The sequence below is a fragment of the Streptomyces vulcanius genome, assembly GCF_042653945.1.
Classification (GTDB): Bacteria; Actinomycetota; Actinomycetes; order Streptomycetales; family Streptomycetaceae; genus Streptomyces; species Streptomyces mangrovi.
In genome coordinates, this window is record NZ_JBHSFK010000025.1 from 104,936 (window position 1) to 118,637 (window position 13,702).

Consider the following 13,702-nt stretch of genomic DNA (forward strand, 5'->3'; position numbering starts at 1 on the left):
TGGGTGCGCGTCCCGGTCCCCGGGGCGCGCACCCACGGTCGTCAGCTCACCGTGCAGCTCTGCTCACCCAGCCTGAACGCCGTCGGTTTCGTGTTCGACCCCGACCAGCTTCCCGTGAAGCCGAAGCTCACGGACGAACCCGCCGCGACGTTGGCGTTCCAGCCGACGTTCCTCGCCGTGACCGCCGAACCCGACTGGGTGTACTCGGCGTTCCACAACTGGGAGATCGCCTGACCGTTGGGGAAGGCCCAGCCGAGGCTCCAGCCGGCCCACCCGCTCGTTCCCGTGTTGGCGAGTCTCACGTCCGCCTGGAAGCCCCCCGACCACTGGTTGGTGATGGTGTACGTCACCGCGCAGGCCCCGGTCGGAGTGGGGTCGGTGGGATCCGTGGGGTCCGTTGGATCCGTGCCGCCGCCGCTCGGGTCGGAGGTGTCGCCGTAGATCACACCCCGGCCGTTCGTCGACACGTACACCCGCCCGTAGACCCGCGGATCACCCGTGATCGCCGCGCCCGTCCAACCCCACTGATGGGCGTCGTCGTTGACACGCGTCCAGGTCGCGCCCTTGTCGGTGGAGCGGAAGATGCCACGCACCCCGGCGATCTTCGCGCTGGTGTACAGCGTCTGGTACGAGGCCCCCGTCGCCGCCTTCCCGAAGCCGATCGTGTCGGCCTGCTCGACCGTCGACAACTTGGTGAAGGTCGCGCCGGAGTCGGTGGAGTGCCACAGCCCGTACGCCCCATCGCTCGCCCCGCCGGCCAGCCACACATCGCCCTTCGTGCCGGGCAGTGCCTTGAAGCGCACGCTGTCCCCGGCAGGCAGACCGCCGGCGGCACTCGCCGTGAAGGTCGCCCCGCCGTCCGAACTCACGTAGAATTTGCCGGACTTGAAGCCGTAGAAGGTCTTCGGGTCGACCCGGTCCGACTCCACTGCGGCCCCGGACGGTATTCCGCTCGACGCCTGCCACGACGTGCCGAACCCGGTCGTGTACTGCACGCCCGTCCCCGCCGGGCTCCACACGAACCGGCTGCCGTCCGCCGCCGCGGCGACCGTCCCGCCACCGCTCACCCCCGAAGGGTCCGTCCCCGCGAACCAGTTGGCGCCGTTGTCCGTCGAGAACGCGACATGCGGGCCCGAGTCCAGATTGCCGACCCGCACCACCGTGTTCGGGTTGGTCTCGGCGTAGTCCAGGCTCGTGGTCGTCGTGAAGTTCGGCGAGGCGAACATCATCGGCGGAACCTTCGTCAGGTCCGTGTGCCGGAAGCCGCCGATGTCACCGAGCGCGCTGAGCAGCGGTGCGCCGGTCGGGGGCGAGGCGAGGTCGTTGACCGCCGTCTCCTCCAGCCCCTGCACCATCGGCCTGACGGTGAACTGGCCGCCGCTGTCCCAGTTGGCCAGGTTCTCCGTGCCGTAGATCGTCGCGCCCGTTCCGTACATCATCCGGCTGGAGTTGAACGGGTCGATCTCCAACGCCTCGGTCATCCAGCCGAGTTTGGGCGTCTGCTCGGGTGGCGACGGATTGGCACCCCAGGTCAGCCACGGGGACGACGACACATCCATGGTGAACCGGTTCGAACGGTTGGGATACGACGTGTAGTCCCATGCCTTCGTCCAGGTGCCGCCGCTGTCCGTCGAACGGAAGATCTGGGTGTCGGGCCACCAGGAACTGTATGCCGTGGCCATGACGGTGCCCGGCTTCTGTCGGTCGACCGTCAGCCCGCTGAAGCCGTAGTAGGTGTCGGCCTCCGCCACCGGGCTGATGTCCGTCCAGGTGCCGTTCGCTGTCGCGTACCGCCACAGCCGGCCCTTGCCGCCGTCGTACGGACCACCCTTGTCGCTGTATGCGATGTACAGATAGCCGTTGACCGTATCCAGTACACCCTTGTGCGCCAGATATCCCGTTGGCTGTCCCGCCAGCCGCGACCAGGTCGCGCCCGCGTCCGTCGACCGGTACACGGCGTTGTCCTTGTCCGCGACCCCGACGTAGATCGTCCTCGTCGCCGTGCCGGACGTGCCGGTCGACTCGTCGAAGGTGACCCAGACGATCCCCTGGTTGTCGCTCGCATACCCGCTGGTGTCGCTGGGATCCTGTACGTAGTTGCCGACATTCGGGAAGTTCGTCACCTGCGACCAGGTGACCCCCGAGTCCGTCGACCGCCACAGACCCTTCCCGCTCGGCGCGCCCAGATACAGCACGCTGTTGCGGTTCGGGTCGACCGCGAGCCGCTCGCCCATGCCCCGGCCGGGCATGTTGCCGCCCAGTTTGAACGGCAGATCCGTCTTCTGCCAGCTCGCGCCCCGGTCACCGGACCTGAGGACGGCCCCGTTCCCGGGATCCCAGCTGTTGGTGTACGTGCCGACCGCCGTGTACACCTTGTTCGGGTCGACGGAGTCGGAGGCCAGGCTCACCACGCCCGTGTGCCCCCAGTCGGCCCAGCCGACCGAGTCCAGCAGCGGAGTCCACGTCCTGCTCGACTCCTGCCAGCGGTACGCCCCGCCGATGTCCGTGCGCGCGTAGGCGAGGTTCTTCTCCTTGCGGTTGAAGACGATGCCCGGCACGAAGCCGCCGCCGTCGATCCGGGCGTTCTTCCAGGTGTACGACTCGGCGGCCAGGGTTGCCTTCGGGGCGCTGCCGTCCGCGGCCAGCGCGGGCGGGCTGCCCGCGACCAGACCGGCGGCCAGCGCCAGTACGACCGTGAGGATGCGGGTTCTTCGCACGGTGGGGTCCTTCCTCGCGGAGCCATGTGTGCGGGTGGGGGGAGTGCGAGACGTGCGACTACCGGGCGGCCCCCATGCGGGAAGGGGCCGCCCGGCGCGGTACGCGAAGCCTTAGCGGGGACTTATTCGAGAAGCTCCGCGTACGAGCCCATGGCCAGGGCGATGTCCGCCTGGGCCCAGAAGCGGTGGTACGTGAACACGGGCGCGGCACCGCCCGCGAGATAGCTCTCGATCTTCGACCAGGCCGGGTCGCTCTTGTAGAAGGAACGCAACGAGGCAAAGGTCGAGGAGGAGTTGATCGTGTCGCCGTTCGGCATCTTCCCGCTCCAGCCACTCGGGACGTACACGCCGTCGTCGAAGCGGTTGTAGTCGGCGCGGGTCTCGGGGACCGCGATACCGAGGGCGTCCTGGTAGTTGGTCCACATGCCGTCCAGGAGCGCCTTGGCGGTCGTCTTCGCCTCCGTGTCACCGGACTTGGCGGCGTAGTACGTCAACGTCCTGGCGTACGCGGCTGCCACCCCGACGTCGTTGGTGTAGTCGGCGACGGTCACGTGAAGTCCGTTGTTGGCGCCCGGACTTGACGCGTTCCAGGTGTCGGGCTGGCCCGACCACTGGAGCGTGGAGGGGATCAGATAGGTGCCGTCGGGGTTGATCGTGGTCTTCGACAGCGCCCAGTCCACCCACTTGTCGAGGACCGTCTTGGCCTGCGCGTTCCCCGTCTGCTGGTAGTACTCGGCGACCCGCTCCATCGACCAGGCCTGGAACCCGAACCACTGGTTGGACGGCGGGTCGTGGTAGACGGGCTGCTGGTCGTAGTACATGCCGTAGAAGGTGGACGTGCCGGCCGGGGGAGTCGCGTAGCGGCCCGCCCAGCTGTTGGTCGCCCCGCCCGCGATGGCGCCCTCGCTGGACTGCAGCCAGCGGTAGAACTCCACCTGCCGGCCGAGGGACTTGGCCCAGTCCGCCTGCCCGGTCGCCGACTTGGGCTTCAGATCGGCGTAACTGCTCAGCGCGTAGGCGGCCAGAGGGTTCTGGTAGCCGCCGTGGGCGTGGCTGGAGCCGATGCGCCAGGCCCAGCCGGCGCTGGTGTCGGTGGCACCGCCCCAGGCGTAGTACCAGGACAGCAGATAGTGCGAGGCGTCCTTGCCGGTACCGGCCGCGCAGGCGGTCGGCCCCACACAGTTGCCGATCTTCTTGAAGTACTTGTCGTACATCGCATACCGCAGATAGTCGCCCATCTTCGCGGCCTTGCCGACGGTTGCGGAAACGTCACTGCCCTTGCCCTGCGCCTTCGCCCAGATGTCCGCCCAGTACGCCGCCTGCACGGCGCGCGCGTCGGCGTCCGGGGCATTGGTGTACTTCCACTGCTTGGCGTAGGAGGAGTCGCCGGTGAACAGGTCCAGGTAACCGTTGGTGCCGCCGTACTTGAAGGCGTCGCAGGTCGGCTGCGGCACCGTCTCCCACACCGACTCCTGCGCACCGCGCTGGAAGGTGTTGATGTACGACGGTCCGGTCGCGGTCGGGCCCGCCTCGCACTTGCCGGGCTCGTTGCCGTAGCCGTAGGTGTTGTCGACGTCCTGCAGCCAGTGCATACCGTAGACATCGTCCGTACCGTATGCGGTCTTCAGTTCACCGGCGATCGGATCCGATCCCACGGACACACCCGTGTCCAGCCGCGCCGGATACTCGTTCGGAGTGTCCAGCTCCGGCGCGTAGGTCGCCGGCTTCGACGCGTTGTAGTACGAGTTCGTCGGCTGGTCGGCATGCGTCGGGATCATGTACTTCTCCATGATGTCCCACGCGCCGTTGAACTTGGTCCAGTCGCCCGTGACCTTGCCGTACATGGCCTGTAGCCAGAGAAGGTAGCTGTAGGCCTCCGACGTCGTCTCGTGGCCCTGGTCCGGCGCCTCGACGATCAGCGTCTCGATCGAGTGGTACGGGATGCCCTCGGGGGAGAAGTAACCGTTCGCCGGGTTGGTGATCTTCCCGTAGAGGTCCAGGAACCGGGCGTCGTACACCTTGGCGCCGGCGATCTCGGTGACCGTGACCGATGCCTTCGCATGCCCGGTGGCCGTCGACTCGAAGGTGGCCGCGCCCGTGCCGGAGGCGTTGGCGGTGATCGTCACCTTCTGCGCGGTGCTCCAGTTCGACGACGTGAAGGTCAGGGACGCGCCGCCGGTCACCGTCAGGCCCGTGTTGCCGGCCGTGCGGGCGGTCGTGACGGTCACATTGGCCGAGGGCTGCGTCGACAGCTTCAGCTCGTAGCTGCCCGACTTGCCCTGCTGCACCGCGAGTTGATTGGTGGAGGCGACCACCGCAGGCCCCGACGCGACCGTGATGCCGACCGGTGCCGACGACGCCGACGCGCCCAGGCTGTCGTAGGCCTTCGCGACCAGCGAATGGCTGCCCGCGACGAGGCCGGAGGCCGACAGCGAGTACGGCGAGCTGGTGTCGGTGCCGAGCAGGGTCGTGTCGTCGTAGAACTCGACCCTGGTGACGGTAGCGCCGTCGGCGGCAGCCGCGGTCGCCGCGAGTGGCACCGCGTCTCCCTGCGTGTAGACGGCGCCCGCGGCCGGGCTGGTCAGCACGGCGACCGGCGGCTGGTGCGCGCCGACACAGGTGGTGCCGTTGACGGCGAAACCCGTGGGAGCCGCGTTGCTGCCGCTGTAGGTGAACTGCGCGCCCGTGCTCACCGCCGCGCCCGCCGCGATCGTCCCGTTGTAGGTGGCGTTGTTCACCGTGATCTGCTGACCGGACTGCGCCCAGGTCCCGTTCCAGCCGTTCGTCAGCTTCTGGTTGCCCGCGTACGCGTACGTCAGGGTCCAGCCCGTGATGGGGTCCGTACCTCGGTTGGTCAGGGTCAGGTCCGCGGTGAAGCCGGAGCCCCAGTCGTTGGTCTTGTAGTCGACACTGCACTGAAGTGCCGCCGCCTGGGCGGAAGTCGTGGTCGTGCTCAGCATGGCGAGCGGAAGCGCGAGGGCCGCCGCGACGGCGGTCCACAGGCGCCGCGCCTTACGGCGCCCGCGTCTGCGTAGGGGATCCATGGTGCTGGTTCCTCCTTGCGGCTCGAAACAGCGAAGTGGGGGGAGGAGCAACAAGCCTTGAACCAGTGGGAGCGCTCCCATAGTGAGGACGGGGGTGGGGGCGGTCAAGGTGCTTGAAGAGTCGAAAAGATTCGACGCCGGATGTTGAGGGAAAGTCAGCGACGCCCCTGTTCTTTGCCAGCACTTGGCGCTACCTTCTGGACACCAGTGGGAGCGATTCCATCAGTCGACGCGTCCGTCACGACGCGCTGATCTGCAAGGAGTCGCTCATGCGACGCCCCCTTCGTTCAGTGGTTTTAGCCGTTGCCGGCACGGCCGCCCTCGGGACAGGCGCGGTCCTGCCGGTCATGACGGCGCACGGAGCCACGCCCGCGTGCACGGTGGAGTACTCGGTCACCAGCCAGTGGGACGCCGGCTTCCAGGGCGCTGTGAAAGTCACCAACAACGCCTCTGCCATGAGCAGTTGGAGCCTGATCTTCGACTTCGCGAACGGCCAGAAGGTCACCCAGGGCTGGAACGCCAAGTGGTCCCAGTCCGCCACGACCGTCACCGCGGCGAACGAGACCTGGAACGGCACCCTCGGCACCGGCGCGAGTGTCAGCGCGGGCTTCATCGCCTCGAAGTCCGGGACGAACGCCGTACCGACGACGTTCAGGCTCAACGGCACGACCTGCAACGTCGACACGGAACCCACACCGACCCCGACACCCACGCCCACCACCCCTCCGGGCCCCGGTGACACGCCGCCCGCGCTGCACGTCTCCGGGAACAGGCTCGTGGACGCCGACGGAGCCACCCGCCGACTGCTCGGCGTGAACCGTTCCGGCGGCGAGTTCATGTGCGTGCAGGGACGCGGCATCTGGGACGGCCCGGTCGACGACGCGGCCGTCGCCGCCATCGCCGACTGGAGTGCGAACACCGTCCGAATCCCGCTCAACGAGGAGTGCTGGCTGGGGCTTTCCAACATCCAGGCCGCGTACGGCGGCGCCAACTACGTCAACGCCGTGAAGGACCTGGTGGCCCGCGTCGAGGCGCACGGCATGACACCGGTCGTCGAACTGCACTGGACCTACGGCCAGTACGCGGGCAACTCGGCCGGCTGCTCCGACGTGCACGCCAGTTGCCAGAAGCCGATGCCCGACATGCAGTACACACCATCCTTCTGGACGTCCGTCGCCAACACCTTCAAGAACGACGCCGCCGTGGTGTTCGACCTGTTCAACGAGCCCTACCCGGACCGCGCGACCTCCACGACCACCCAGGCCTGGCAGTGCTGGCGGGACGGCGGCACCTGCCCCGGCATCGGGTACGAGGTCGCCGGTATGCAGGATCTCGTCGACTCCATACGGTCGACCGGTGCCCGCAATGTCATCCTCGCCGGCGGTATCGCGTACTCCAACGACCTCGCCCAGTGGCTGACGTACAAGCCCACCGACCCCACCGGCAATCTCGCCGCCGCCTGGCACGTCTACAACTTCAACTCCTGTGCGAACACGAGCTGCTGGAACTCCACCCTCGCCCCGGTCGCCGCCCAGGTGCCGCTCGTGGCGGGCGAGATCGGGGAGAACACCTGCTCGCACTCGTTCGTCGACCAGGTCATGCAGTGGTTCGACGAACGAGGTCTGTCGTACCTGGGCTGGACCTGGAACACGTGGGACTGCTCCTCCGGCCCATCCCTGATCTCGGACTACGACGGCACCCCCACCGCGTACGGCACCGGGCTGCGCGACCACCTGCGCGCCCTCGACGGATAGGCGCCACCGCAGAAAACGCACCAAGGGACCACCGGTCAGACGCACCAAGGGAACGGACAACACCCGCAACGGACAAGGAAACCCGCAACATGAGCCGTAGCAGAACAGCGATACTCGCCGCGCTGGCGCTGGTCGCCGGCGCCTCCGGGACGGCACTCGCGGTGGTTCCCGGGGACCCGGGCATCGCCGCCATCCCGTGCACCGTCGCCTACACGGTGCAGAACCAGTGGGACACCGGCTTCACCGCCAACGTCTCCGTGACCAACAACTCGGCCGCCAAGTCGAGTTGGTCGGTGAAGTGGGCGTACGCCGGAAACCAGAAGGTCACCAGCGGCTGGAACGCGAAGATCACCCAGTCCGGTACGGCCGTCACCGCGAACAACGAGACCTACAACGGGACGCTGCCGACCGGCGGTTCGGTCAGCTTCGGGTTCCAGGGCTCCTACAGCGGCAGCAACGCGATCCCGGCCACGTTCACGCTGGACGGCGTCACCTGCAACGTCGACAGCGGCACCGGCGGACCCACCGACCCAGGCACCCCCTCCACCAAGGTCGACAACCCCTACGCCGGCGCCAAGGTGTACGTGAACCCGGAGTGGTCGGCGAAGGCCGCAGCCGAAACGGGCGGCTCCCGCATCTCCAACCAGCCCACCGGCGTCTGGCTCGACCGCATCGCCGCCATCAACGGCGTGAACGGCGGCATGGGCCTGCGCGCCCACCTCGACGCCGCCCTCGCCCAGAAGGGCAGCGGCGAGGAAGTGGTCCAGCTGGTCGTCTACGACCTGCCGGGGCGCGACTGCGCGGCCCTCGCCTCCAACGGCGAGCTCGGCCCGACGGAGATCGACAAGTACAAGACGCAGTTCATCGACCCGATCGCGGCGATCCTCGCCGACAGCAAGTACGCCTCGCTGCGGATCGTCACCACGATCGAGATCGACTCGCTGCCCAACCTGGTCACCAACACCGGCAGCCGGCCCACCGCCACCGCGGCCTGCGACACCATGAAGGCCAACGGCAACTACGTGAAGGGCGTCGGCTACGCGCTGGACAAGCTCGGCGCGATCCCCAACGTCTACAACTACATCGACGCCGGTCACCACGGCTGGCTCGGCTGGGACGACAACTTCGCCCCCTCCGCCCAGCTCTTCTACCAGGCCGCCACCGCGGAAGGGGCGACTGTAGACGATGTACACGGCTTCATCACCAACACGGCCAACTACAGCGCCCTGAAGGAGAACAACTTCACCATCAACGACAGCGTGGGCGGCACCTCCGTACGCCAGTCGAAGTGGGTGGACTGGAACCGGTACGTGGACGAACTGTCGTACGCACAGGCCTTCCGCACACAGCTGATCTCCGCCGGTTTCCGGTCGACCATCGGCATGCTGATCGACACCTCCCGCAACGGCTGGGGCGGCACCGCCCGGCCCACCGGCCCGGGCGCCACGACCAGCGTGGACACCTATGTCGACGGCGGCCGCTACGACCGCCGGATCCACATCGGCAACTGGTGCAACCAGTCCGGCGCCGGCCTCGGCGAACGACCGCAGGCCGCTCCGGCGACCGGTATCGACGCCTACGTCTGGATGAAGCCGCCGGGCGAGTCCGACGGGTCCAGCTCCGCCATCGCGAACGACGAGGGCAAGGGCTTCGACCGGATGTGCGACCCGACGTACACGGGCAACCCCCGCAACGGGAACAACATGTCGGGCGCCCTGGCGAACGCGCCGCTGTCCGGCCACTGGTTCTCCGCGCAGTTCCAGCAGCTGATGCAGAACGCCTACCCGCCGCTGTAGACAGCGCGCGGAATACCGTATGCGATCTGCCTCGGGCTCAGCCCTCCAGGCCAGGCCCAGGCGGATCGCGAACTCCACCGCCGAGTAGTCCCCGTCCGGCCGCTCCAGTTCGCAGGGAGCGGCCGGACACATTGGCGGCTGGGCCAGGAAACGGGGGACGTTCGTGCACGGCCCGGTCGGTGCCCGGCCGGCTGATGGCCGCCCTCGATGTGCCGGCCCGCGTCGTCGGGTTCGACCTCGTCCGGAAAACGCAGTGGGAACGTGCCCAGCGATGAGCGAGGCGCCCGGCGGCCCGCACCGACCAGCAGGTCGAACGCCTCGTGCGGCACTGGCGTGTTGGCCGCGGCGGCGAACGGGCCGTCGGCCATGCCGATCCTCACGAACCCGTCCGTCAGGAAACGGTCGACCAGCCTGTCGTCCATCGCGCCATCGCGCCATCGCGCCATCGCACGCGAACCGCCCCGTGCCCCCCGTCCCGTTTTTGCCGTGGCGGTCACAGATTTTGCCGTACCCGCAACAGAACTGGCCCGCGCGCGGTGCGTCGGCGCACTCTGACGGCACACCGGACGAGAGGCTGGCCCCATGGCGCACCACCCGCAGGAACCCGCCCACGCGCACCAGCACCAGCACAAGCACGAGAGCGCGCACACGCACACGCACGCCCACTCGGGCCACCACACCGACATCGACTGGGCCGAGATGGCCTCGCACCTCGAAGCCCAGGCGGAGCTCTTCGCACCCCTGTACGAGCGGGCCCTGGCCTGGCTCGGCAAGGAGATCACCGAGCCCGGGTTGATCGTCGACGCGGGCAGCGGCCCCGGCGTGGTCTCCTGCCTGTTCGCCGAGGTCTTCCCCGGCGCGCGGGTCCTCGCGGTCGACGGCTCCGAGCCGCTGCTGGAGCGCGCCCGGGCGCGGGCCGCCCGGCTCGGGTACACCGACCGCTTCGACACCCTGGCCGGCGATCTCCCCGGTGTACTCGACGAGTCGGAGTACCCGGCCGACCTGCTGTGGGCCGGCCGCAGCCTGCACCACCTGGGCGACCAGCGGGCCGCCCTGGCCGCCTTCGCCGACCGGCTGGCGCCCGGCGGAACCCTGGCGATCATGGAGGGCGGTCTGCCGAGCCGCTTCCTACCCCGCGACCTCGGCCTCGGCCGCCCGGGCCTCGAAGCACGGTTCGACGCGCTGCAGGAGGAGTGGTTCGCCAGGATGCGGGCCGAACTGCCCGGCTCCGTCGGCGTCGTCGAGGACTGGCCCGCGCTGCTCGGCGCGGCCGGCCTCGAGCACGCCCGCAGCCGCACCTTCCTGCTCGACCTGCCCGCCCCCGCCTCCGACCGCGCCCGCGACTACATCGGCGTCCTCCTGTCCCGGCTGGGGGACGGCTTCGGCGACGTCATGGACCCCGAGGACCGCGCCGTACTGGACCGGCTGGTCGACCCCGACGACCCGGCGGGCGTGTACCACCGGCCGGACGTGTTCGTCCTGGCGGCACACACGGTGCATACGGCGGTGAAGCCCGTGTAGACGACGCGGGGCCGTTTCCCCCCGGAAGCGGTGGAGGGGCGTGACCGTCGGTCACGCCCCTCCACCCAGCCGCCGTGGGGGCTCAGCCCCCGAACGTCGCCGGGTCCGGCCCGATACGCCGGTCCTCGTTCAGCGCGCTGATCGCGGCCAGGTCCTCGGTGTCCAGAACGAAGTCGAACACCTCGATGTTCTCCTTGATCCGGGACGGCGTCACGGACTTCGGGATCACCACGTTGCCGAGCTGGAGGTGCCAGCGCAGCACGACCTGGGCCGGGGTGCGGTTGTGCTTCTGGGCGATGGCCACGATCGCCGGGACCTCCAGGAGGCCCTTGCCCTGGCCGAGCGGCGACCAGGCCTCGGTCGCGATGCCCTGCTCCGCGTGGAACTCCCGCGCGGCGTGCTGCTGCAGATGCGGGTGCAGCTCGATCTGGTTGACCGCCGGGATGACCGACGTCGCGTCGGCCAGCCGCTCCAGGTGCTCCGGCAGGAAGTTGGACACGCCGATGCTGCGCACCAGGCCGTCCGAGAGGAGCTTCTCGAACGCCTTGTACGTGTCGACGTACTTGTCCTTGGCCGGCAGCGGCCAGTGGATGAGATACAGGTCCACGTAGTCCAGGCCCAGCTTCCCCAGCGAGGTGTCGAACGCGCGCAGCGTCGCGTCGTACCCCTGGTCGCCGTTCCCGAGCTTGGTGGTGACGAAGACGTCCTTGCGGGGCACGCCGGAGCCGTTGATGGCCTTGCCGGTGCCCTCCTCGTTGGCGTAGAGAGCCGCGGTGTCGATGCTGCGGTACCCGGACTCCAGCGCTGTGGCGACCGCCCGCTCCGCCTCGTCGTCCGGCACCTGCCAGACACCGAAGCCCAGCTGGGGCATCTCCACGCCGTTGTTGAGGATGATCGGGGGGACCTTGCTGCTCACGAGCTCTTGATCCTTCGGTTGTCCGTCAAAGTGGTATTCCCATCGTCAACGATCAAACGGCGCGATGCATTCCTGCCCCCGGAATCCGTACCCCAAAGCCCTACGTCCGGTACAAGGCGTCCACTTCGTCCGCGTAGGCGTTCTCGATCGCCTTGCGCTTGAGCTTCAGCGACGGCGTCAGCAGCCCGTGCTCCTCCGTGAACGGCTGGGCCAGGATACGGAACGTACGGATCGACTCGGCCTGCGAGACCTGGGTGTTCGCGGCCACCACGGCCCGGCGCACCTCCGCCTCCAGATCCGGGTCGCGCACCAGCTGGACGGGGCTCATCCGCGGCTTGTCACGCATCTCCAGCCAGTGCTCGACGGCCTCCTGGTCGAGGGTCACCAGGGCGGCGACGAACGGCCGGTCGTTGCCGACCACGATGCACTGGCTGACCAGCGGATGGTCGCGCACCCGCTCCTCCAGCAGCCCCGGCGAGACACTCTTGCCGCCCGACGTGACCAGGATCTCCTTCTTGCGGCCGGTGATGGTGAGGTAGCCGTCCTCGTCGAGGGCGCCCAGGTCACCGGTGGCCAGCCAGCCGTCGTGCAGGGTCTCGTCGGTCGCCTTGGGGTTGTTGAGGTACCCCTGGAACACGTTGTCCCCGCGCAGCCAGATCTCACCGTCGTCCGCGATGTGGACGGTCATGCCCGGGATGGGCCGGCCGACGGTGCCGTAACGGGTGCGGCCGGGCGGGTTGGCGGTCGCCGCCGCCGTCGTCTCGGTGAGGCCGTACCCCTCGTAGATCTGCACACCCGCGCCCGCGAAGAACAGCCCCAGCCTGCGGTCCATGGCCGAGCCGCCCGACATGGCGTGCCGCACCCGACCGCCCATCGCCGCGCGCACCTTGGAGTAGACGACCTTCTCGAAGAACTGGTGCTGCACCCGCAGGGCCGCCGACGGGCCGGGACCGATGCCCCAGGCCTTCGCCTCCACCGCGTCCGCGTAGTTCACCGCGACCTCGATGGCCTTCTCGAACGGCCCCGACTTCCCCTCCCGTTCGGCCTTGCGGCGCGCCGCGTTGAACACCTTCTCGAAGATGTACGGCACGGCCAGGAAGAACGTCGGCCGGAACGCGACCAGGTCCGGCAGCAGAGCGGCGGCGTTCAGCTGGGGCTGGTGCCCGAAACGGACCCTGCCGCGGATCGCGGCGACCTGCACCATCCGGCCGAAGACGTGCGCGAGCGGCAGGAACAGCAGTGTCGCCGTCTCCTCGCCCCTCCTGGAACGGAACACCGGCTCCCAGCGCTCGATGACCGTGTCCGCCTCGAACATGAAGTTGCCGTGCGAGATGACACACCCTTTGGGACGGCCCGTTGTGCCCGAGGTGTAGATCAGCGTGGCGACCGAGTCGGGGGTGACCGCCTCCCGGTGCCGGTGCACCACGTCGTCCTCGACGGCGGCGCCGGAGTCGTACAGCTCCTGCACACACCCCTCGTCCAGCTGCCACAGCTGCCGCAGCCTCGGGAGGCGGTCGATGACGGTGGCGATCGTCATCGCGTGGTCCTCGTGCTCCAGGACCGCCGCGGTGCACTCGGAGTCGTACAGCATCCAGAAACACTGCTCGGCCGACGACGTCGAGTAGATCGGCACCACCTGCGCGCCGATCGTCCACAGGGCGAAGTCGAACAGCGTCCACTCGTAGCGGGTCCGGGACATGATCGCGACCCGGTCGCCGAACCGGATCCCCCGCGCGAGCAGGCCCTTCGCGAGAGCGAGGACCTCGTCGCGGAACTCCGCGGAGGTGACGTCCCGCCACTCGCCCCGCTCGTCCTTGCGGCCCAGCGCCACGTACTGCGGGTCCTCCTGGGCGTACCGGAAGACGACGTCGGCCAGACCGCCGACGGGCGGTGCCAACGCCAACGGAGGGTTGGTGAACTCGCGCAAACCCGGCACCCCGCTTCTCATGGCCGC

Annotated in this window: 7 protein-coding genes; 3 read left to right on the top strand and 4 right to left on the bottom strand. The window is 68.9% G+C overall.

Annotated features, from left to right (window positions below; translation table 11 throughout):
- Window positions 1–41 precede the first annotated feature (41 nt).
- Both ACFPIH_RS33095 and ACFPIH_RS33100 read right to left on the bottom strand, forming a co-directional pair.
- Window positions 42–2,717 carry a cellulose binding domain-containing protein gene (locus tag ACFPIH_RS33095; RefSeq protein ID WP_381180764.1) on the bottom strand — a complete coding sequence of 892 codons (2,676 nt, stop codon included), beginning with the start codon at window positions 2,715–2,717 and terminating at the stop codon, window positions 42–44.
- Window positions 2,718–2,839: 122 nt separating this feature from the next.
- Window positions 2,840–5,761 (bottom strand): glycoside hydrolase family 48 protein, encoded by a 2,922-nt coding sequence (locus tag ACFPIH_RS33100; protein WP_381180762.1) that lies wholly within the window; start codon window positions 5,759–5,761, stop codon window positions 2,840–2,842.
- A 269-nt stretch (window positions 5,762–6,030) separates the two neighbouring features.
- Between ACFPIH_RS33100 and ACFPIH_RS33105 the strand changes: the two genes are divergently transcribed.
- The 3 genes from ACFPIH_RS33105 to ACFPIH_RS33115 all read left to right on the top strand — a co-directional run bounded on the left by ACFPIH_RS33105 (window position 6,031) and on the right by ACFPIH_RS33115 (window position 10,832).
- On the top strand, window positions 6,031–7,515 hold the full coding sequence (locus ACFPIH_RS33105) for a cellulase family glycosylhydrolase (RefSeq protein WP_381180761.1): 1,485 nt from the start codon (window positions 6,031–6,033) through the stop codon (window positions 7,513–7,515).
- A gap of 89 nt (window positions 7,516–7,604) precedes the next feature.
- A complete protein-coding gene (locus tag ACFPIH_RS33110) occupies window positions 7,605–9,311 on the top strand; it encodes a glycoside hydrolase family 6 protein (protein WP_381180759.1) in 1,707 nt (568 codons plus the stop codon).
- A 582-nt stretch (window positions 9,312–9,893) separates the two neighbouring features.
- A complete protein-coding gene (locus tag ACFPIH_RS33115; protein WP_381180758.1) occupies window positions 9,894–10,832 on the top strand; it encodes a class I SAM-dependent methyltransferase in 939 nt (312 codons plus the stop codon).
- An 82-nt stretch (window positions 10,833–10,914) separates the two neighbouring features.
- Here ACFPIH_RS33115 and ACFPIH_RS33120 read toward each other — a convergent pair whose 3' ends face one another.
- Together ACFPIH_RS33120 and ACFPIH_RS33125 are read right to left on the bottom strand one after the other, a co-directional pair.
- On the bottom strand, window positions 10,915–11,748 hold the full coding sequence (locus ACFPIH_RS33120) for an aldo/keto reductase (RefSeq protein ID WP_381180756.1): 834 nt from the start codon (window positions 11,746–11,748) through the stop codon (window positions 10,915–10,917).
- Between the two features lie 100 nt (window positions 11,749–11,848).
- Complete coding sequence (locus ACFPIH_RS33125) at window positions 11,849–13,675, bottom strand: AMP-dependent synthetase/ligase (RefSeq protein WP_381180754.1); 1,827 nt, start codon at window positions 13,673–13,675, stop codon at window positions 11,849–11,851.
- Window positions 13,676–13,702: the final 27 nt, after the last annotated feature.